Origin of the sequence: Allolucifera butyrica (genome assembly GCF_900476375.1) — a bacterium.
GTDB classification, from domain to species: domain Bacteria; phylum Bacillota; class Negativicutes; order Sporomusales; family UPPP01; genus Lucifera; species Lucifera butyrica.
The window spans coordinates 126,843-147,697 of sequence record NZ_UPPP01000072.1 but is presented as its reverse complement, the minus strand read 5'-3'; the positions used below and the strand labels follow the sequence as shown (position 1 = coordinate 147,697).

Sequence of the window (20,855 nt, the reverse complement as noted above, 5' to 3'; positions counted from 1 at the left end):
AAAAAGCAAGCTACCCCTGATTGTGGGTGAGCTTGCTTTTTGAATTATATAGACCTTTAAATAATCCCAAACTTTTTACCCATTTGAAAAAATACTTCCAATGCCCGGTCAATCTGAGCGTCCGTGTGGGTGGCTATTGCTGTTAGTCGAATTCTGCTTTCGTTTTTCTTTACAACCGGATATTTAATAGCAGGAGTAAGGATGCCATTTTCAAAAAGATACCTTGAGGCATCTACGCACTTCTGTTCAGAGCCGATTATGATCGGTATTATTTGGGTTTCGGAATGGATTATATTAAAACCCATACTGCTTAATCCTTCTTTTAACCTGCGTACATTCTTCCATAGCGCTTCTCGCAAAGCAGAACTTTCCTGCATAATTTTCAGCGCGGCTATGATACCACACGCTTGTTCCGGCGGAATGGCAGACGTATAAATATAAGATGAGGCCCGTAATTTTAAATATTTGATCAAACTTTCCGAACCGGCAACAAAGCCGCCGATCGCGCCAACCGCTTTACTTAGTGTTCCCATTTCAATGTCGATTTGCCCTTCTAATCCAAAATATTCGGCCGTCCCTTTACCGTTCTTCCCCAAAACTCCTGTTCCATGTGCATCATCGACCATTACCATCGCATTATAAGTACGCGCTAACTTTACAATATCCGGCAGCGGTGCAATATCCCCATCCATGCTGAAAACTCCATCCGTTATGATCAGTTTGCGCTTATCTTTATATCGTTTTAGTATTTTTTCCAAATGATTCATATCTTTATGAATATAGCTCTTTATATTTGACCGGCTAACCATACTACCTTCCCGGATACTTTGATGATTGAGAAAGTCATTGATTATCAAATTATCTTCGTCCTTGATTGACACGGGAAGATTATAAATTCCATAAGGATCGGGGCTATCCATAATTGCCGGTATAACACCTAAATTCGTCATAAAACCCGTAATAAAAGTTACGGCAGAAGGCTGATTTTTGAATTTGGCTAATTCCCGTTCTAATTCTTCCAGCACCGACAAATTGCCCGCAACCAACCGTGATTCACAGGTTCCAATTCCATATCTTTTGATGGCGGCAATTGCCGCTTCCTTAACTTGTGGATGAATTGAAAGTCCCAAATAGTTATTTGAACAAAAACATAAATATTCCTTTCCCCCGATAATTAAGCTGGGGTACGGAACATCTTCAACCGTTCTTATATCGGGGTAAAGGTCATTCGCTTCAACATAATTCAGCACATTTCTGATAAATTCCATGCCCATCTCCTTAATATTGTTTTATACAACCGTGCAAATTCTAATACGATTCGGACTTTTAAAATAGGGCTGTATAAAAATAAATTTCCCGTTAAGTGAATTCAGGTGAATTGTTATTGGCATCCTAACTTTTTACATTTTACGACGTGTTTTGCAATTTATAGTGATATTTTATCACTGCATCCGCTTTATTTCCAGTAAATTAATATGATTGGCGCAATATAGCGTCTATTGCAATCATTAAAATAGATTAAATTAGAGAACAAAAAGAGTGTTAAAGCATTGGAATGCCTTAACACTCTCTTTGTTACTATAGTTTGCTCTATTTTTGACAGTTAGGCGTTAAGTTTAAGTTCCGATAATATTTGTTCCAGAAAATATAGTATATTTGCGGCTGACAACGGCGCTGAGAGCATAAGTAATAGCCGGAACAATCGTGAAGAGGGCAATAATTCCGTGCAAGGCGGCGGAATTTTGGATGGCGGCTCCGGTTTGATAGTTTACTCCGGCCAGCACCCAACCGATTTTTCCGTCTTCGATAATATCATTTTTGCTACCTCTTTTCAGGTTCAAATATTGTCGCCATAAGTTCAGGTGCGAAATGTGGGATCAATCCTTATCCAATGGCGAAAAGTACGCGCTCAGAATCTGGCTGAATGGTAATGCGCAAACCGAATGTTTCCTGTCCGGCGGAGAGGTTTCCCGTCACGCCGGTCAATTGACCGGTTATACCGCGCAGGATGAGGGAACACGGTTTTTTTAGATTGGTAAAATCGGCTTGATAGCAATTTCCGTTACGGGATATACGGACTGTTAAGGTAAGATTGCCGGTTACATCATAAACCGCTGTTTCGGCTTGGTTCCCGTCCTGCAGTGCAAATAAATGGAATTCAAGATCCTCCGTATAGTCATAATCCGGGCGCTGATTATTGCAGCCAAGCGGCAGAAGCGTGTTTTCGCGTACATAGAGCGGCAGGCTCAGAAAATCATATTGTTCATTACACCAGCCGGCGCCGGTCTTTTCCTGGTTGGAAAATAAGTGCGTCCACCGGCCGGAGGGTAAATAGACCGCAACGTTACCCTCTTCACTGAAAACAGGCGCTACTAACAGCGAGTCTCCCAGCATATACTGCCTGTCTAAATATTCACAACCGGGATCATCCGGAAACTCAAGCATCATTGCCCGCATAACCGGCAAGCCATGCTGCGCCGCCGCAACTGCCATTCCATATAAATAAGGCATGAGACGGCATTTCCATTGGGTGAAGAAACGGACGACATCAACGGCTTCTTCATCGTATAACCAGGGGACTCGATAGGAGCTGCTGCCATGCAGGCGGCTGTGGCTGGATAATAAACCAAAGGCGCACCAACGCTTATAAACATGGGCCGGTGACGTATTTTCAAACCCGCCGATATCATGGCTCCAAAAGCCGAACCCGGACAACCCTAAAGAAAGGCCGCCCCGCAAACTTTCCGCCATCGATTCATAAGTGGCATAGCAGTCGCCGCTCCAGTGCACAGGAAAGGATTGGCTCCCAACCGTTGCGGAACGTGCAAAGAGCACCGCATTATGACTCCCCAATTTTTCTTTTAAAACGTCAAATACGGTTTTATTGTATAAATAGGTATAATAGTTATGCATCTTTTGGGCATCCGAACCATCATGGTACATAACGTCCGTTGGGATCCGTTCACCAAAATCGGTTTTAAAACAATCGACGCCCATATCAATCAGCCGTTCTAAATGACCGGCATACCATTGACAGGCGGCGGGATGCGTAAAGTCGACAATTGCCTGTCCGGGCTGCCACTTATCCCATTGCCAAACATCGCCCTTGGTATTTTTCAGCAAATATCCTTGCGACATTCCTTCGGCAAAGAGACTCGACTGTTGGCTGATATATGGATTGATCCATACACAAATCTTTAAGTTTTTGGCTTTTAAACGCCGGATCATTCCCTCCGGGTCGGGAAATACGGCGGGATCCCATTGGAAATCGCACCAATGAAACGCCTTCATCCAAAAACAATCAAAATGAAATACATGCAAAGGGAGAGAACGGTCACTCATACCGTCAATAAACTCAGTGATCGTTTGTTCATCGTAATTGGTTGTAAATGAGGTTGTGAGCCACAAACCAAAAGACCAGGCCGGCGGCAGTGAGGGGCGTCCGGTTAAACGGGTATACCGGTCAAGTACCTGCTTGGCGGTAGGACCGTCAACTACATAATATTCCAGAGACTCTCCCGCAACACTAAACTGGACTTTGGATACTTTTTCCGATGCGACTTCAAAGGAGACCAATTCCGGATGATTCACAAAAACACCGTACCCCCGGTTCGTAAGATAGAAGGGGATATTTTTATAAGCCTGCTCCGTGCTGGTGCCACCATCCCGATTCCAGGTTTCTATGGTTTGACCGTTTTTTACAAAGGCCGTAAAATGTTCCCCTAACCCGTAAACCGTTTCGCCTACGCCAAGATCCAGGCGTTCAAACATATATGACTTTTTGGTGAAAAGATCTTGTGCGTATCCCGCAGCACTGGCCCGGCTTCCGGTTATACGCTTCCCGGCATGATAAAAATCCATTTGCCAAGTGCCCGACTTTGGAATTACAAGCGATAATTGACCGCTTTGGAAAATGACTTTGTCGCTTTTTTCCGTGCAGGTAACCGCAGGGTGAGCCTGAGTCGTCAGGAAAAAAGCGGGAGAGGACGGATAAGTCCCTTTAAAATGCTCAACGCGGACGCCAAGGATTCCTGCTTGCGGCGAAAAAAAACGGAAAGTAATCAGGGGGGTGTCTAATTGGCCTGCCCGCGCCTGGATATCACGCGGAGCCGCATAGACCAGCAATTCATGATTCTTATACTGGACGTCGTGAATATAAAGTGGGTTGATAACCTTTAAATTTTCTTGAATCAGCCAGTTTCCATCACTAATTTTCATATAATTTTATAATCCCCGCTTTCTTATTTATTTGTTTATTTGTTTATTTGTCCTCCTCTTTTTATTAAATTTATAAATTTTCTTATTATTTTTACTGCTAATTTTTATTATAGGTAGATTTCTATGACAGTACTTGCACTATTTTGATGATTAATAACAGGATTTTGACGGTAGTATTAAAAATATTTTCTTTATGCTAAATTCTAGAAATAGTAAGAATTCGGTTGATTTTTCCGTTTATTCAAAGAAGAATGCCGCATTTTATTGAAAGAAAAAGGACTGCTTTATTTGCTTTGTGAAGCTGGCTGATTAAAATAAAGATAAAAGAATTTCAATATTTTGCTGTTTACATTTGACGGGCGGTGGAGAATTTGGATAAAGCGGCACTAAAGGAAAACCGGATTCATGGAAGTGAAATGTTTCCATTAGCCACATATATCATTGAATGCAGCGCCGGAGAAAAAATTTTGGATTGTCACTGGCATGATGAATGGGAATTTTTGCTGGTGACTGCCGGAAAAGCAGTTTTCCAGATTGAAACGTCCTATTATGAATTGCAGGCGGGGCAGGCTATTTTTGTAAATGGAGGAAGTATTCATGCGGGATATCCCTGTCATAATTCGTTTTGTACTTATCGGGCAATTGTTTTTGACCCAACCATTTTAAACAGTAATTCATTTGACATTATACAAACAAAGTTTATTGACCCCTTCCTAACCCAACAGTTGGTCTTGCCGACTTTTATTGACGGACAATCTGCCTGGGAAAGAAAAGTGATGGATACTCTTTGGAAAATTATTCAAAACTGTGCGGATAGTCCGCAAGCTTATGAGTTAGCGGTCAAAGCGGAGCTTTTATTAATTCTCGCGGAATTCATAAAAAACAGTCGCTTTTTTTCCAGAGATAAATTGTATTTAAACAATTATAAATCAGATCAGATGAAGAAGATACTTTGCTATATTCATGAACACTATAATGAGAAAATTACAGTAAGAGAATTATGTAAGCTGGTGGGCGTGAGCGAAGGGCATTTTTGCCGTTTTTTTAAACATATGATGAGAAAGACTCCCGTAGAGTATATTAATTCATACAGAATTAACCATGCAGCTCAAATTCTCAGGGAGAGCAATCGAAAAATAATTGAAGTCGCAATGAATGTTGGCTTTGATAATCTTAGTTACTTTCATAGCCTGTTTAAGAAACAAATGAAATGTACCCCGGCGGAATATCGAAAAAAGCAGGCGGAACGTGAGTTATAAGTTATATTGAAATTGTAAACAGGATACATTGCAAAAAGAAAGCCAGGAGGCGGTAAAAAACTGCGCCAGTCCTGGCTTTTGCTGTTGTCTGGTTCCATGCAGCGGACTTGCATTTGCACGTTTCCGGTGCAAACCTTTATTTGTTCGCCTAAAAACACAAAGATATAATGAAGGCATAGTAGACGACAAGAAGGCATTTACTAAGCAAGGGGTTGGAAAGGAGATACAAATGGATAAATTAAGAGTTCTATTAGTATGCGGCTCAGGGGCGTCAAGCGGCTTTATGGCGGCGAATATCCGCAAAGCCGCGGCAGAAAAAGGGATCAACATGACTGTTACGGCAAGAAGTGAATCAGAGATTGAAAACTACATCGACGACATTGACTGCTTAATGGTAGGACCTCACTTAGCCTATCTCGTAGAGGAAGTAGATGAAATCGTAGGCGACGCGGATATAAAAGTGGCCTTGATGAAACCGGAATATTATTCCACGTTAAATGGCGAAAAGGCGTTAGAACATATTTTATCTCTTTTTTAATTATGAAGGGGGGACTGTAAAAAAATGAATGCGATCATCAACTGGTTAAAAAACAGTTTTGCGCCAAGAATGAATACGATTAACAACAATGTATGGGTGCTAACTCTGAAAGATTCGATTATGCAAATATTGCCGTTTATTTTACTGGGTTCTTTATTCTGCGTATTAGCCATTCTAAATGATTATTTCCCATCATTGCCCTCTTTCTGGACGCCGTTTGGCTGGACGATGAGCAAGATTTCCTTATTTGTGGCATTTCTGATCCCCTTTAACTTAATGGAAAAGAAGAAGCTGCGTAAACAACGGATTATTGCCGGTTTAACCGGACTTATCTTGTTTTTAATCGTTGTTACGCCGAAAGTGATTGCTGATAAAACAATCGGCTTTAGCCACAGTTCACTCGGCGCCGGCGGTATGTTTATTGCGATCTTTTGCGGTATTTTTACCGGCTATGTAATGAGTTTATTTGGAAAGTTTTCATTTTTTAAGGAAAATTCTGTGATTCCCGACTTTGTCAGAGCCTGGTTTGACTCTATGCTGCCAATTGGGATCGTAATATGTACCGGCTGGATCGCAGTGCTGATTATGAAGATTGACATTTACAATATAATTCTTTCTATCTTCAGCCCCATTGCCGCCTTTATGGAGACACCGTATGGCTTTGTTTTGACTATGTTTCTATCTTGTTTCTTATATTCGATGGGTATTTCCGGCTGGGTATTAACTCCGGCTACCAAACCGGTGTTTCTGGCAGCGATTACAGCCAACGTGGCGTTAGCCGCATCCGGCGCGGCAGTCAATGCAACGAACTTAAACGTGGTTACCGCAGAGGTGATTTATTCTGCTTACCTTTGGGTAGGCGGTGTTGGCTGCACGCTTCCCCTGGTGATCATGATGATGCGTTCAAAATCTACGTCAATCAATGCGTTAGGAAAAGCCTGCCTAGTTCCCGGTATTTTCAACATTAACGAACCGGTTGTGTTCGGCGCGATTGCCTGGAACCCGATCATGATGCTTCCCATGTGGTTACAGGGGATTATTCTTCCAGCCATAATCTGGGTATTCACCAAAGTAATCGCCATTGCACCAATCCCCGCAATTGTATTTGATATGTGGTATTGTCCCTTTCCCCTTTCAACCTGGATTACAACGAGGAGCTTTACCGGATTAATTTTATTGGGCATCATCATTGCCGTGTCGACCGCAATTTGGTATCCATTCTTTAAAACATATGAGAAGCAAAAAATGGAAGAGGAAACATACAAAGAAATTCCAGCTAAAGCAGTAACGGCAGCAGAATAGGAGGCAAAAAATGGATGACAGAGTTACCACGGCCGCAATGGGAATGATTCTCCAGGCCGGCGACGCAAGATTACTCATATCGGAAGCATTAACGGCCATCTCGGTCAATGATTATGAAACGGCGACAGAAAAGCTGAAAGAAGCGCAGAAAAAAATGACCGAGGCTCATAAAATCCAAACGGACATGATTCAAAGTGAGGCCAGAGGAGAAGACATCGGCCACTCACTCTTGTTTACCCATGCCCAGGATACGCTGATGACAGTTTACAGCGAACTGAATCTTACGAAAAAGTTATATAAAGTATTTGAATCCTTGGAACAACGAATTTCAAAATTGGAACAGGGAGAACAGTAATTATGGTTATGAATAAAGTAACCGGATTTAAAAACGGTTTTCTGTGGGGTGGCGCGTTAGCGGCCAATCAATGTGAAGGAGCTTGGCAAGAAGGCGGAAAAGGCTGGTGTGTGGCAGATATAAACCGCTTCCGGAATGACATCCCTTTAAATAAAAAATATAACGAAGAGATAACTACCGGGGACATTCGGGCGGCTGTGGAAGATAAAGCCGGGATTTACCCCAAACGGTGGGGGATTGATTTCTACCACACCTTTAAAGAGGATTTAAAATTATTAAAAGGCCTTGGTATAAATACTTTTCGAACCTCTATCAACTGGGCGAGGGTTTTTCCCAACGGAGAGGAAGCCAAACCGAATGAAGCCGGCCTGAAATTCTATGACGCATTGATTGACGAAATTCTTGCCAATGGAATGGAACCCATGCTTACTATGTCTCATTATGAAATGCCGCTTCATTTAACTACCCAATATACAGGCTGGTATTCCCGGGAAGTCATCGATTTTTTCGTGAAATATGGTCAAACCTTGCTGGACCGCTACAAAGGCAAGGTAAAATATTGGATTCTCGTAAATCAAATCAACTTAATCGTCCATGAATCTTTTAACCATTTAGGCATTGCCGAAGATAAAGCGGCGAACTTATTGGAAGCAAAATACCAGGGAGTTCATAATGAAATGGTGGCTTGCGCCAAGATTACAAAATATGCAAGAGAAATTGACCCAGACGTTCATATCGGCATGATGTTCAGTGATGGAATCAGCTATCCTGCGACCTGCAAACCGGAAGATGTACTGGCAAACTATAAGCGAAATCAGATGGAATTTTTATACGGCGATGTGCTGCTGCGCGGAAAATACCCCGGCTATGCTTCCCGCTACTATGATGACCACAACATTCATATCGAATTCGGTGAAGGCGATGAAGAAGTTTTAAAAAATACCGCGGATTTCATGGCAATCTCTTATTATTACACAAGAATTGCCGATGCCGGAAGTGTTACAAAAAGGAAAACTGCTTATGAGAATCCCTATATTAAGAGCAGTGACTGGGGCTGGGGAATTGACCCTATCGGCCTTAGGACAAAACTGAATATGTACTGGGACCGGTATCAGAAGCCAATCGCCGTTGCCGAGAATGGCTTGGGCTGTTTCGATAACGTGGAAGCCGATGGAAGCATTCACGATGACTACCGGGCAGACTACTTACGAGCCCACATTCAACAGATGAAAGAAGCGGTGCTCGACGGCGTGGATGTATTCGGCTATTATCCCTGGGGACCGATTGATATCGTAAGCTGTTCTTCCTCCGAAATGAGCAAACGATATGGATTTATCTATGTCGATATGGACGACTATGGAAAGGGCTCCTGCAAGAGGAGCCTGAAGGATAGTTACCATTGGTACAAGAAAGTTGTGGAAACCAATGGCGAAGAACTATAGGGCATAAAGAGATATTCTGCAGAAGCCATAGGCGATCTGCAGAATGTCTTTCTTGTTTGATATCCGTAAAATGAATAGAAAAGGAATAAAGCATTGAATAAGAAAAAGACGGCAATCTTATTTGTTATTTTAGCGGCCAGCTTGTGGGGAACATTGGGGCTTAACGTAAGAGTACTGGCCCATTTCGGCTTTTCTTCCATCCAGATAGTTTTAACCAGGTTTTTGGTTTCGGCCATTTTTTTAGGCATTTATTTATTGATAACCGACAAGGAAAAACTAAAGGCGCAGAAAAGCGATTTTAAATGGTTTATGGGTACGGGAATATTCAGTATGCTGTTTTTCAATACCTGCTATACGGCAGCCGTGCAGATAACGTCCCTATCCGTCGCCGCCGTTCTTTTATATACATCCCCTGTTTTTGTCACGTTACTTTCCATTCCCATCTTTAAGGAAAAATTGACGGTTAAAAAAGCTTTCGCCATGATCTGCTCCGTTGTTGGCTGCGCCTTGGTATCGGGGATCCTGTCAAGCAAAGCCGCGGCAATATCCGGTGAAGGAATTTTACTGGGAATCGGTGCGGCAGTCGGTTACGCTTTCTATGGCATCTTTGCAAGAATCCTTATCCAAAGATATCATTCTTTGACAATTCTCTTTTATACGTTCTTGCTGGCCGGTATAGGCGGCCTTTTTGCCGGTGATAGTAAAGGCATAGTAGAAATCGTTGTGAACACGCCAATGGCGATGGTGGCAGTGGTTGTCGTTTCATTGACTTGCAGCGTAATACCCTATATATTGTACACAACCGCATTAAGACAGATAGAAGTCAGCAAAGTATCGATTATTGCCTCCATTGAACCGGTAGTCGCCACTTTATTAGGCGTTTGGATTTTTAGGGAACCCCTTTCCGTAAACGGGGTTGCAGGCATTGCCTGCGTACTGTTTGCCATCGGAATATTAAATACAGAATCATGAAGCAAAGCAGGGGGAGGAAATGAAGGGCAATTATAGGAAACTAATTAAAACTCTGTTAGATAATGATGATTGGACGACAGCAAGCTCTTTGGCAAGTACCTTAAATGTATCGGAACGAAGTATCAAAACCTATATCGCCGAAATCAACGGTAATGAAAATGGCCTGATTGCTTCTTCAAGAAAAGGTTATTTAATCGACCGGGAAAAAGCAAAAAATCTTTCCGATGAATCCGGTGGGAATTTACCCCGGACAGTAAAAGAAAGAGTAAATTATATCATTACCAACATCCTTACCAAGGATGCTCTGGGTAATAGAAAAACGGATTTATACCAATTGGCGGAAGAAATCTTTGTAAGCGTGGAAACCATTAAAAAAGATATGGTGAAAGTAAAAAAGAAATTGCGGGAATTTGACCTTTACATTGCCGCAGCGAATTCTTATGTAACTATAGAAGGCAGTGAGCTGGATAAAAGGAAAATACTAAGTAACATTTTATATGAAGAATTCAATAAAAATGTTATGAGCTTTGAAGTTATTGAAACGGTGTTTCCAGGCTACGACCTGAAGCTTTTACAGTCTATCATTACGGAGCAGTGTAAACAGTATCATTACTATATTAACGAATATGCCCTGCTGAATCTGGTGCTGGATATTATCATCGGCATAGACCGGATCAAGAAGGAAAGAACCTTTGGCCAGTCCAGAATAGAGGGAAAGCGGTTCGGAATACGGGAGCAGGAGTTAGCCCGGGATATAGCCGCTAAAATAGAAGAGAATTTTCACATAAGCTACAGTCCGGCAGAACAGGAAGAACTGACAATCATTTTACTCAGTCATCTAATGAAAATGGATTTTGCTGCCCTAAATAATGAAAACATCAAAGCGATCGTAGGCGAAGATTGTCTGCAGATTATTGATGCGGTAAGAAGCTTATTAAAAAGTACTTATTTTATTGATGCCGACAATCAGGACTTTATCGCTAAATTCACTTTGCACATTAAGAATTTGCTGGTGAGACTGGAAAATGGCTATACAACGAAAAATCCGCTGCTGGATCACATCAAGAACACTTGCCCGCTTATTTTTGAATGCGCGGTGGAAGTGGCGAACAAAATCAGAGAAATTACGAACTATGATTTAAAAGAAGATGAAATGGCTTATATTGCCCTGCACATCGGTTCGAACCTGGAAAACCAGAAATCGAAAAGAAAAATTATCAGCTGCATTATTTTATTTCCCCAGTACTATGACTTTTCCAATATAATGACGGAAAAACTAAAACAGCGTTTTGGGGAAAGAATAGAAATAAAAACGGTGGTCACTTCCCTGGAACAGATTTCTGAGACGGAAAAAGTAGATTTACTGATATCTACGATTCCGGTAGCGGAAACGATACAACGGGAATGGGTCCGGATAACTCCCTTCGTCAATGACCGGGATTTTGAGAATATCGAAGATAAAATCCAGAAAATCAGTTTGCGGAAGAAGCGGGAAAAATTAAAGCAGCAGCTCATGCAGATATCAAATCCTAAGTTTTTCTATAAAAATGTTGATTTTAAAAACAAAGAAGAAGCGATTCGATTTATGACGGATGTGATGGAAAAGGAGGGGTATGTAACCGGCTCCTTCTACAGCGAAATTTTTCATCGGGAAAACCAAGCTTCCACGGCATTCGAACATATTGCGGTACCCCACTCGATGGAAATGAATGCGAAAAAGACCGGAATGTTTGTTTTGCTGAATGAGAAGAAGCCCATCGAATGGGATCATCATTCAGTCAGTATTGTATTCCTGTTTGCCATCAACAGAATTGAAAGAGCCATTTTCCATGATGTATATGATAATTTAATCGTCTTACTTCTGGAGAAAAACAACGCAGCTCAAGTGACCGGGTGTAATAACTATATTGACTTTATTGAAGCGGTAGTGGGATGTTTTCATTAAAAAATACAGGGGACGGTGGTTATGGCCTGAATCCAGGATATAACCACCATCCCCTTCCTTTTACGAAATAACTGAAAATGTTTCAAGCTTAGTTTTTGGCATCAACGGTTGTTTATTCGGGTGAGATCAGTCTTTTGGGTAACATAATTGTTAATACGCCAGCCATGATTGCACAGAAGGCTAAAAAGTACATACCGGCTGTTGTCGAATTTGTGAGATCTTTCATGTATCCAACAAAGTATGGACCGGCAAAACCGCCTAGATTAGCAAATGAATTAATCATAGCAATACCAACTGCCGCAGTGGCTTCAGATAAGAAAGCGCTAGGCAATGTCCAAAAACTGCCAGCAAAACCGTAAATGCCCATAATGCTTACAATAATCCAGACCATAGACCAAACCAGATTAGTCGTTACAGTAAGGGCAATTAATCCAAAAAAGGCTATCGATATGGGTAAGCCTATGTGGTAACGTCGTTCCATGGTCTTATCCGAATGACGTGCAACTAAAATCATAGCAGCAACACCAAAGATATACGGAATGGTCGAAATGAGCCCAACCTGTGTGTTGCTCAAGGTTTTGGCTAAAGCTTTGATGATTTGCGGCATCCACATGCTGAGACCGTACATGGCGCAAACATAGCCAAAAAAGATGATAGAAAGATGCCAAACCCGTTTGTTTTTAAGTGCTTCCCATTTCGAAATATTATTTTTGGCGATTTTGGCATCATGTTCTTTTTTGAGTTCGGCTACAAGCCAATCTTTTTCCTCTTTAGATAAGAAACCAGCGTATTCCGGACGGTCAATCAAAAAAAAGTAGGTTGTGATGCCAAGAATTAACGCGGGGATTCCTTCGAGAATAAACAGCCAGCGCCAACCAGGCAAGTTTAACCATTGAATATTATCCATAATCCATGTTGAGATAGGACCAACCAAAATATTGTTGATGGCCATACCTGTCATAAAGATAGCCAGCGTTTTGGCTAAATGCTTAGAGGGGAACCAATAAGTCATGTACAGAATTATTCCTGGGTAAAACCCAGCCTCAGCTACACCGAGGAGCACCCTGGCAATCCCAAATTGGGTCTCATTGTTTACAAAACCTGTTAAAACGGTAACCGCCCCCCAAGTTAGGAGGATGCGAGCCATCCATACCCGGGCACCGACTTTATACATAATTACATTACTAGGAATTTCAAAAAAGAAATACGCAATAAAAAATATGCCAGCAATGGTACCAAAGGCGGTAGCAGATATATTTAACGCTTTATTCATCTCAAGTGCTGCGAAACTAATGTTGACTCTGTCTATCATGGCTACAATATAAAGCAAAAAGATATATGGTACAATTCTCCAGCGCAGTTTGCTTATTAAGCGATCTTCATTGAAGGGTAATTGCTTTGTCATTTAAGGTAGCCTCCTTGTTGCTTTTTATGATAGGGCTCCGCATTGACTAGGTAGGTTAAAATGTCCTCCTTCCGTTACAATTGTCAAACATCAAACGTTTAACGTCTGGTACAATTATAAGGGGCTCGAGAGTGGGGTGTCAATATAATAAACAGAAAATTTTTTATATTTTTAGTATGATGAAGATGCTAAAATATTTTGACAGTATTGACAAACGGAAAATAGATATGCTACTCTTAATTTGAACATCAAACATCATACGTCTAACGATTTATTAATGAAGGAGTGGCGACTATATGTCTAAAACCGGCAATATTGTTGAACTGCAAGCCAAGGCCAATCAATTACGGCTGGATGTTGTAAAGATGGTTCACGCAGCTAAAGACGGACATCCGGGGCCAGCGCTCTCGATTGCTGATATCATTGCGGTTTTGTATTTCAAAGAGTTACGTTTTAATCCCCAAAATCCTAACTGGGAAGACCGCGACCGGTTTATTCTTTCTAAAGGACATGCTTGTACCGTACTCTATGCAGCGCTGGCAAGATGCGGATTTTTTCCGACAGATGAGTTAAAGGGCCTAAGAAGTTTGGGCAGTATGCTGCAAGGTCATCCTGATATGAACAAAACGCCTGGCGTGGATATGACTTCAGGTTCACTTGGCAATGGTTTATCGATTGGTGTAGGGATGGCTTTAGCCGCAAAATACCGTGAAAAATCGTACTATACCTATGTTATGATGGGAGACGGCGAAATCCAGGAAGGAATTGCCTGGGAAGCGGCTATGAGCGCTAGTAAATATCAGTTAGATAATTTAATTTTATTTGTTGATCATAACGGATGGCAAAGCGGTGACAGGGTAGATAAGGTCAGCGGCGTATTGCCTATTTTATCAAAGTGGCAAGCATTTAACTGGCATTGCCAAACCATTGACGGACATGACTTTGACCAAATTATAACAGCGATTGCCGAGGCCAAAAAGACGGCTCAGCCTTCTGTGATTATTGCGAATACCGTCAAGGGAAAAGGTCTTCCCTTCATGGAAAATGATAATTCCTGGCATAAACGTGTTCCCGATGATGAACAGCTCAGCCTTGCAGTAAACTTATTAGGAGGTCAGGGAAATGAGTAATTATAAAGGAACCCGAGAAGCGTTTGCACAAGCGCTCATTGAATTGGCGGAACAAGATGACCGGTTTTTCTTTGTTTCGGCAGATTCATTAAAAGCTATGCGGGCTACCGCTTTTGCGGATAAGTTTCCCGACAGATATATCGAAGTAGGGATTGCTGAGCAAAATGCCGTTGCCGTTGCTGCCGGGCTGGCTAGTTGCGGTCTGATTCCTTATGTAGGCACGTATGGCGGTTTTATTACCATGAGAGCCTGTGAACAGCTCAGAACCTTTGTTGCCTATCCTGGATTAAACGTAAAATTTATTGGTATTAACGGCGGTATTTTTGGCGGCGAACGCGAAGGGGTTACCCATCAGTTTTTTGAAGATATAGGAATTGTTCGCAGTATCCCAGGAATTACGGTAGTTGCTCCGGCGGATGCACATCAAACCTATCACGCGGTAAAAGCGATTGCTGGTGTTGACGGTCCGGTGTATTTGCGCGCAGGCAGCGGACGGGAGCATGTTGTCTATGAGGAAAACATTCCGTTTGAATTTGGCAAAATCAAGGTATTGCAAAAATACGGTACAGATGTTGCTCTTTTTGGCAGTGGTTTTATTTTAAACAGAGCCATTAAAGCAGCTGAACTTCTTCACGAACAGGGAATTCATGTTACATTAGCTGATGTTCATACCTTAAAGCCGATTGATGTTGCGGGCATTGTTTCTGTCTTACGCGAATGCCGCACTGCCGTTACGGTAGAAGACCATAATATTTTTGGCGGTCTTGGCGATGCTGTTTCGAAAGTAAGTACAGAATACTGCCCTGTGTATATTGAACGGGTGGGTCTTAAAGATGTTTTTCCAAGTTCTGGCCCTGCTGACCAGGTTACCGATTATTATGGAATGTCGGTTGAACACATTATCGAGGCTGTAAAGAAATCCTTGCAAAAAAGTAAAGGGGGAAAGTAACATGAGTAAAAAAATCGTGGTAAGCGTAATTGGCGCGGGCGGGAAAATGGGTACGCGCGTTACTAACAATTTGAGTAAACATCCTGATAAAGTGGAGTTATATTTTTGCGAAAACTCAAGATTTGGGATTGAGGCAATTAAGGAGCGGGGTTTTGCGGTTACTGATGCTGAAGTTTGTGTCCCTAAGAGTGATATTATTGTACTGGCTGTTCCAGACAAGATTATTTATGACGTTTCCGTTGGTATTGTCAAGATGATGGTGCCCAATACCAGTTTAATTATTCTGGATCCTGCGGCAGCTGTAGCGAAAGAACTGGCGCTGCGGGATGACTGTACCTTTGTGGTCACTCACCCCTGCCATCCGTCTTATTTTTTGGATCAAGATACTTACGAAGCGCGACATGACTATTTTGGCGGAATTGCCGGAAAACAGGATATTGTCATTTCCAAAATCCTAGGCACTGATGAAAATTTTGCAAAAGCCAGAATGGTTAGCGAAATGATGTTTGCCCCTGTTGTCAATAGTTATGTCATGGGGATTCGGGATATTGCCTTTTTAGAGCCAACTTTAGTAGAAATATTGGGAGCAACTACTTTATATGCCATGGCTGAAACTGTTAAAGAAGCAGAGCGGCGCGGTATTCCCAAGGCGGCGGCCGAGTCGTTTTTGGCCGGGCACATCTACAATCTTTCGGCTAATTTTTTAGGTAAATTGGGTAATACTAAGGTTTCAGACGCTTGTCTTGTGGCAATCGAGCTTGGCAACCGGCTAGTACTGCGTGAAGACTGGAAGCGGATTTGGGATGAGCAGGTATTAGATGACGTTATCACGACAATGCTTCACCCGGATAACCCTAAAATTTAGACAAAAAATGGGCAATCTAGCTTAGACTACATCTTCTGTTATAATAAATTATCAACAAAGTTTAAAATAACAAATATACTAATAAAATGTTATAATGTAAGAAATATTTATATGTTAAATAATGACAGAGAGGTAGATAGAAGTTGTATGTGAAGCAAACTGATGAATTTGATTTTTCCCGATTGTTAACGCCTAAGCCAAATGAATCATCTGTCGATTATGTTATTAATAATATTAAAGAGTTGTTGTTAACGAAAAAGTTAATTCCAGGTGACCGGCTTCCGGCTGAAATGGAATTAGCCAAGTTCTTATCTGTCAGCAGAGGCTCCATTAGGGAAGCTATGAAGATTTTATCGGCGTTTGGCATTATCGAAATAAAACGCGGTGACGGTACTTATGTATCGTCAGATATTGAAGGCAAAGTGTTGTTTGATCCTCTGCTCTTTAGTTTTATTCTTTCTCAGCCGGAATTTGCCGAACTGCAAGAATTGCGTCTTTTATTAGAGAAAGACGTTCTGCGGCTGGTTATAAAAAATGCAACTGACCGGGAAATAGAGGTACTAAGGAAATGTCATGAGTCGCTGGAAGCTTTAAAAATTGATAACGAACGAACGGCAGATAAAGTGTTGGCCTGCGATTTGGAATTTCATCATATTCTTGGTAAGATTACCCGAAATAAGCTGTTAGAAAAAATATATAACTTTGTAATGGAGTACTTCAGACCTTATATTGAGCAAAGTATTCACAATCATTCTTATTTTAGCCTTGAATCTAAGCAAACACACGGAAAGATCTTGGAAGCTATTGAAAATCGGGATTTTATTTCTGCAGAAGAAGCCGTGGAAAACTCCGTGGAAGTATGGAAAAATCTTATCTTTAAATAAGGCACTGTATTGGGCGTAATATGTATTGCCAGCTTTAGAAAGATTGGTTCCCCGCCAATAGAAACAGTTCTATTGGCATACTAGCAATGCCTTTTGGGGAAAGAAAGTCAGTTGAATCGGAAGCGTTGCAATTATTGGAAAACGGCAGGGAAATAAAATGATAGAAAATTCCGTAAATTAAAAAATATTTTCCCGCGCGTGAGAAAACAGCTATATGTAAATGATAACGAGTCGATTTTTTATTTGCAACTCAATAGTATGAGGAGATGACAGTATGAAAGCGGTTGTGCTCGATGGCTATACGCTAAATCCGGGGGATTTGGATTGGAAGAGGTTACAATGCATGTGCGAAACTACCATATATGATCGGACGGCCTATGATGCTTCCGGGCAGGAGTTAATTATCAAACGGGTGGGCGATGCCGAGGTTGTTTTTACCAATAAGACTCCTTTGACGCGGGATATGCTAAAGGCCATGCCTAATTTGAAATTTGTTGGGGTGCTGGCAACCGGATACAACGTAGTTGATGTAGAGGCAGCGAAAGAACAAGGTATTACGGTAACTAATATTCCCACTTATGGTACTGCTGCTGTAGCGCAAATGGCGATTGCCCTGTTGCTGGAACTTTGCCACCATGTGGGCATGCATAGTGAGGCTGTTAAGAACGGGGAATGGAGCAATAATGCGGATTGGTGCTTCTGGAACTATCCACTGATTGAACTAGCAGGTAAAACGATGGGCGTGATCGGATTTGGACGTATTGGGCAGGCAACAGCAAAAATAGCACAGGCCTTGGGTATGAGCATTCTGGCGTATGACAGCTGCCAAAACCGGGAATTGGAAAGCGGGACATTACGTTATGCCGGACTTGCTGAACTCTTTGAGCAGTCTGACGTCATCAGTCTGCACTGCCCCTTGTTTGAAAACACAAAAGGTATTATTAACCAACATTCGCTGGCGCAGATGAAGGAAAATGCCTTGATTATCAATACCTCGCGGGGTCCATTGATTATAGAGGCAGATTTAGCGCAAGCGTTAAATAGCGGAAAAATTGCTGGAGCGGCACTTGATGTTGTCTCAACAGAACCAATTAAAAAAGATAATCCGCTGCTATCAGCAAAAAACTGCATTATTACTCCACACATATCGTGGGCGCCAAAAGAATCGAGACAACGGCTAATGAATATAGCCATGGATAATCTGCAAGCCTTTCTTGCAGGAGATCCGGTTAATGTTGTTAACAAATAAGGCAGGGATCCATTATGAAAATTGTAGTTGCTCCTGATTCGTTTAAAGGCAGTGTTTCTGCTTTTAAGGCTGCAATCGCTATGGAAAAGGGAGTTAAAAGCGTTTTTCTCCGTGCCCGGGTAATTAAAGTGCCAATTGCCGATGGCGGAGAAGGAACAGTCGAAGCAATGGTGGCAGCTGCCGGCGGAAACATACAATATGAGTTAGTTAGAGGGCCGCTCCAAAAGGAAGTAAAGGCAGCCTGGGGGTTAATTGATAAAGGGGAAACAGCAGTTATTGAAATGGCGGCAGCTTCCGGTCTAACTTTGGTGGAAAAAGAGCAGCGTGACCCTAGAATTACGACCACATATGGGACTGGGCAGCTCATTTTGGCGGCTTTGCAGGCTGGAGCTAAAAGAATTATTATAGGGATAGGCGGCAGTGCTACCAATGACGGCGGAATGGGCATGCTTAAAGCTTTAGGTGTGAAATTTCTTGATGCTAAAGGAGAGCAGTTGGCAGAGGGTGGAAGTTCGTTAAAAAAACTGGCAGCTATTGATACCACCGGGTTAGATGCTCGGTTAAAAGACTGTGAAATAGTCGTAGCTTGTGATGTTGATAATCCCCTGTGTGGATCACAGGGAGCTGCGGCTTCCTTTGGACCACAGAAAGGGGCAACTACGGCAATGATCGCAGAGCTGGATGCAGCGCTGTATCATTATGCCCAAATAGCAAAAATGGCAACAGGCAAAGATATGGCGGCTTATCCCGGAGCAGGGGCGGCTGGCGGGCTCGGTGCCGGTCTCTTGTTTTTTACTAATGCTAAGCTTTGTCCAGGTGTAGATATCATTTTAGAAAGCGTTGGTTTTGCGGCGCTTATGGCTTCAACCAATTTAGTTATTACCGGCGAAGGCTGTACGGATTTTCAGACAGCACACGGCAAAGCGCCGGTCGGCGTGGCAAAACTGGCTAAACAATTTGGTGTTCCTGTAGTTTGTTTATCAGGCAGCTTGGGAAAAGAGGCGGAATCCGTGCTGAATATGGGAATAGATGGTTTGATGAGTGTTATACCCGGGCCCATGAATTTAGAGGAATGCATAATAAATGGTGAAGTGCTAATTGAGTCAGCAGCAGCGAGGCTCTGCCGTTTGTTAAAGACCGGTATTTTACTTGCGGGAAGCTAGGTTGCTAGAAACAACTTGCCCGACTTTTCCGGTCCATATCCCCGGAAGCCCACCCTGGGAAGCATAGATTTCGTTGCGATCATCATAAGCTTAGGAGGATTTTATGGCAGGTACATAAAAGCTGCAGGGGACGGTGGTTATGGCTTGAATTCAGGATATAATCACCGTCCCCTGCAGTTTTATATGAACTAACTGAAAATGTTTTCAAAAATAGAAAACAAAAATCAATTTATAGACCGGTTTATATCGATTCAATATAATAAAATTAAAAGATCTCTCGTAATTAAGATTAAAGAGAGGTGAATCGGTTGATCATTAAAATTGATCATTCTATTTATGAAAGACTAACTTCGACGGAAAAACAAGTAGTAAACTACATTAATGCGAATACAGATAAAATTTCTAACATGTCTATTGTAGAGGTAGCTGAGAAAACTTTTTCTTCACCGGCAACGGTTTCTCGCACAATAAAAAAATGCGGTGTTGGTGGTTTTTCTGAATTACGGTACATGTTATCAAAGAAGAATAACGAAGACTCTGATCTGGGACAAATTAATGAGATATTGGAAAAGTCGTTGCGAGAAGTGACGAATACAGTGGAACAACTAGCGATTAATAATATATTGAATGCAATTGAATTAATTAAAAAAGTCGACAGGATATATGTTTTTGCCAGGGGATTGACGGAACTGGTAGCTCAAGAATTCTCTTTTAAATTACAGTTACTTGGTTTTAATTCATTTCAAATTTCCGATCCAAATGTTATGAGAAAGATTACTGCTGAAATGAAAAACAAAGAACTATTAGTTATATTTTCTCTTTACGGTAAAACGGAGGAATTAATTACTTCAGCGGAGAATGCCGTCTCTATAGGAGCCAGAGTAATATCCTGTTGCTGCTCGGAAGACACACCGCTGAAAAAACTCTCTACTGTATACTTGAAAGGATATAAATACAATCATGTGTCTATCAAAAAGTTTGAAGTCACGTCCAGAATGCCGCTATATGTCATTTCCCGTATCCTTATAGATTATCTGGCATTATAGTGTTTTATATTGACAATTAATAAGAGGAAGCAATAATCTGACTGATTATCTGCTTCCTCTTATTTTTAGAGGGGTACCATAATTAACTTTTGTTGTAAGAGCGTGAAAACGCTTCCCAAAGCGGAAAACAAAA

Annotated in this window: 18 protein-coding genes; 14 read left to right on the top strand and 4 right to left on the bottom strand. The window is 41.7% G+C overall.

Annotated features, from left to right (window positions below; all coding sequences use genetic code 11):
- Positions 1-56: 56 nt before the first annotated feature.
- The 3 genes from LUCIF_RS12235 to yicI form a co-directional block, all read right to left on the bottom strand.
- Positions 57-1,268: an aminotransferase class I/II-fold pyridoxal phosphate-dependent enzyme gene (locus LUCIF_RS12235; protein WP_165865981.1), complete on the bottom strand. Its 1,212-nt coding sequence runs from the start codon at positions 1,266-1,268 to the stop codon at positions 57-59.
- Positions 1,269-1,616: 348 nt separating this feature from the next.
- Complete coding sequence (locus LUCIF_RS12230) at positions 1,617-1,841, bottom strand: hypothetical protein (protein WP_122628173.1); 225 nt, start codon at positions 1,839-1,841, stop codon at positions 1,617-1,619.
- Between the two features lie 43 nt (positions 1,842-1,884).
- The gene (gene yicI, locus LUCIF_RS12225) at positions 1,885-4,218 is read right to left on the bottom strand and encodes an alpha-xylosidase (RefSeq protein ID WP_122628172.1); all 2,334 of its coding nucleotides are present in this window, start codon (positions 4,216-4,218) and stop codon (positions 1,885-1,887) included.
- A gap of 371 nt (positions 4,219-4,589) precedes the next feature.
- Here yicI and LUCIF_RS12220 point away from each other — a divergent pair, with 371 nt between their 5' ends.
- The 7 genes from LUCIF_RS12220 to LUCIF_RS12190 all read left to right on the top strand — a co-directional run bounded on the left by LUCIF_RS12220 (position 4,590) and on the right by LUCIF_RS12190 (position 12,031).
- Positions 4,590-5,477: a helix-turn-helix transcriptional regulator gene (locus tag LUCIF_RS12220; protein WP_122628171.1), complete on the top strand. Its 888-nt coding sequence runs from the start codon at positions 4,590-4,592 to the stop codon at positions 5,475-5,477.
- Positions 5,478-5,706: 229 nt separating this feature from the next.
- Positions 5,707-6,015: a PTS sugar transporter subunit IIB gene (locus LUCIF_RS12215; protein WP_122628170.1), complete on the top strand. Its 309-nt coding sequence runs from the start codon at positions 5,707-5,709 to the stop codon at positions 6,013-6,015.
- A 24-nt stretch (positions 6,016-6,039) separates the two neighbouring features.
- Positions 6,040-7,317: a PTS sugar transporter subunit IIC gene (locus LUCIF_RS12210; RefSeq protein ID WP_122628169.1), complete on the top strand. Its 1,278-nt coding sequence runs from the start codon at positions 6,040-6,042 to the stop codon at positions 7,315-7,317.
- Between the two features lie 10 nt (positions 7,318-7,327).
- On the top strand, positions 7,328-7,672 hold the full coding sequence (locus LUCIF_RS12205; protein WP_122628168.1) for a PTS lactose/cellobiose transporter subunit IIA: 345 nt from the start codon (positions 7,328-7,330) through the stop codon (positions 7,670-7,672).
- Positions 7,673-7,674: 2 nt separating this feature from the next.
- Positions 7,675-9,114 (top strand): glycoside hydrolase family 1 protein, encoded by a 1,440-nt coding sequence (locus LUCIF_RS12200; protein ID WP_279386957.1) that lies wholly within the window; start codon positions 7,675-7,677, stop codon positions 9,112-9,114.
- Positions 9,115-9,207: 93 nt separating this feature from the next.
- Positions 9,208-10,086, top strand: coding sequence for a DMT family transporter (locus LUCIF_RS12195; protein WP_122628167.1), 879 nt, complete (start codon positions 9,208-9,210; stop codon positions 10,084-10,086).
- A gap of 19 nt (positions 10,087-10,105) precedes the next feature.
- On the top strand, positions 10,106-12,031 hold the full coding sequence (locus LUCIF_RS12190; RefSeq protein ID WP_122628166.1) for a BglG family transcription antiterminator: 1,926 nt from the start codon (positions 10,106-10,108) through the stop codon (positions 12,029-12,031).
- A gap of 112 nt (positions 12,032-12,143) precedes the next feature.
- Here the strand turns inward: LUCIF_RS12190 and LUCIF_RS12185 are convergent, their stop codons facing one another.
- Positions 12,144-13,436 (bottom strand): MFS transporter, encoded by a 1,293-nt coding sequence (locus LUCIF_RS12185; protein ID WP_122628165.1) that lies wholly within the window; start codon positions 13,434-13,436, stop codon positions 12,144-12,146.
- Positions 13,437-13,732: 296 nt separating this feature from the next.
- On the opposite strand from LUCIF_RS12185, the gene LUCIF_RS12180 reads away from it, so the two are divergent.
- The 7 genes from LUCIF_RS12180 to LUCIF_RS12150 all read left to right on the top strand — a co-directional run bounded on the left by LUCIF_RS12180 (position 13,733) and on the right by LUCIF_RS12150 (position 20,722).
- Positions 13,733-14,566, top strand: coding sequence for a transketolase (locus tag LUCIF_RS12180; protein WP_122628164.1), 834 nt, complete (start codon positions 13,733-13,735; stop codon positions 14,564-14,566).
- Positions 14,559-15,515 carry a transketolase family protein gene (locus LUCIF_RS12175; RefSeq protein WP_122628163.1) on the top strand — a complete coding sequence of 319 codons (957 nt, stop codon included), beginning with the start codon at positions 14,559-14,561 and terminating at the stop codon, positions 15,513-15,515. The genes LUCIF_RS12180 and LUCIF_RS12175 overlap by 8 nt, the downstream gene beginning before the upstream one ends.
- A 1-nt stretch (position 15,516) precedes the next feature.
- On the top strand, positions 15,517-16,380 hold the full coding sequence (locus LUCIF_RS12170) for a phosphogluconate dehydrogenase C-terminal domain-containing protein (protein ID WP_122628162.1): 864 nt from the start codon (positions 15,517-15,519) through the stop codon (positions 16,378-16,380).
- 149 nt (positions 16,381-16,529) lie between these two features.
- The gene (locus tag LUCIF_RS12165; protein WP_207857562.1) at positions 16,530-17,264 is read left to right on the top strand and encodes a FadR/GntR family transcriptional regulator; all 735 of its coding nucleotides are present in this window, start codon (positions 16,530-16,532) and stop codon (positions 17,262-17,264) included.
- Between the two features lie 274 nt (positions 17,265-17,538).
- A complete protein-coding gene (locus LUCIF_RS12160; RefSeq protein WP_122628160.1) occupies positions 17,539-18,513 on the top strand; it encodes a D-2-hydroxyacid dehydrogenase in 975 nt (324 codons plus the stop codon).
- 14 nt (positions 18,514-18,527) lie between these two features.
- On the top strand, positions 18,528-19,676 hold the full coding sequence (locus LUCIF_RS12155) for a glycerate kinase family protein (RefSeq protein WP_122628159.1): 1,149 nt from the start codon (positions 18,528-18,530) through the stop codon (positions 19,674-19,676).
- A 308-nt stretch (positions 19,677-19,984) separates the two neighbouring features.
- Positions 19,985-20,722, top strand: a complete 738-nt coding sequence (locus LUCIF_RS12150; protein ID WP_122628158.1) for a MurR/RpiR family transcriptional regulator — start codon at positions 19,985-19,987, stop codon at positions 20,720-20,722.
- The last annotated feature ends 133 nt before the right edge of the window (positions 20,723-20,855 follow it).

What these genes read in the sequence shown, in the direction of transcription:
- LUCIF_RS12155 (WP_122628159.1), top strand. Translation starts at nt 18,528, where the DNA reads ATGAAAATTGTAGTTGCTCCTGATTCGTTTAAAGGCAGTGTTTCTGCT.
- LUCIF_RS12235 (WP_165865981.1), bottom strand. Translation starts at nt 1,268, where the DNA reads ATGGAATTTATCAGAAATGTGCTGAATTATGTTGAAGCGAATGACCTT.
- yicI (WP_122628172.1), bottom strand. Translation starts at nt 4,218, where the DNA reads ATGAAAATTAGTGATGGAAACTGGCTGATTCAAGAAAATTTAAAGGTT.
- LUCIF_RS12160 (WP_122628160.1), top strand. Translation starts at nt 17,539, where the DNA reads ATGAAAGCGGTTGTGCTCGATGGCTATACGCTAAATCCGGGGGATTTG.
- LUCIF_RS12215 (WP_122628170.1), top strand. Translation starts at nt 5,707, where the DNA reads ATGGATAAATTAAGAGTTCTATTAGTATGCGGCTCAGGGGCGTCAAGC.
- LUCIF_RS12185 (WP_122628165.1), bottom strand. Translation starts at nt 13,436, where the DNA reads ATGACAAAGCAATTACCCTTCAATGAAGATCGCTTAATAAGCAAACTG.
- LUCIF_RS12200 (WP_279386957.1), top strand. Translation starts at nt 7,675, where the DNA reads ATGGTTATGAATAAAGTAACCGGATTTAAAAACGGTTTTCTGTGGGGT.
- LUCIF_RS12180 (WP_122628164.1), top strand. Translation starts at nt 13,733, where the DNA reads ATGTCTAAAACCGGCAATATTGTTGAACTGCAAGCCAAGGCCAATCAA.
- LUCIF_RS12205 (WP_122628168.1), top strand. Translation starts at nt 7,328, where the DNA reads ATGGATGACAGAGTTACCACGGCCGCAATGGGAATGATTCTCCAGGCC.
- LUCIF_RS12190 (WP_122628166.1), top strand. Translation starts at nt 10,106, where the DNA reads ATGAAGGGCAATTATAGGAAACTAATTAAAACTCTGTTAGATAATGAT.
- LUCIF_RS12170 (WP_122628162.1), top strand. Translation starts at nt 15,517, where the DNA reads ATGAGTAAAAAAATCGTGGTAAGCGTAATTGGCGCGGGCGGGAAAATG.
- LUCIF_RS12175 (WP_122628163.1), top strand. Translation starts at nt 14,559, where the DNA reads ATGAGTAATTATAAAGGAACCCGAGAAGCGTTTGCACAAGCGCTCATT.
- LUCIF_RS12210 (WP_122628169.1), top strand. Translation starts at nt 6,040, where the DNA reads ATGAATGCGATCATCAACTGGTTAAAAAACAGTTTTGCGCCAAGAATG.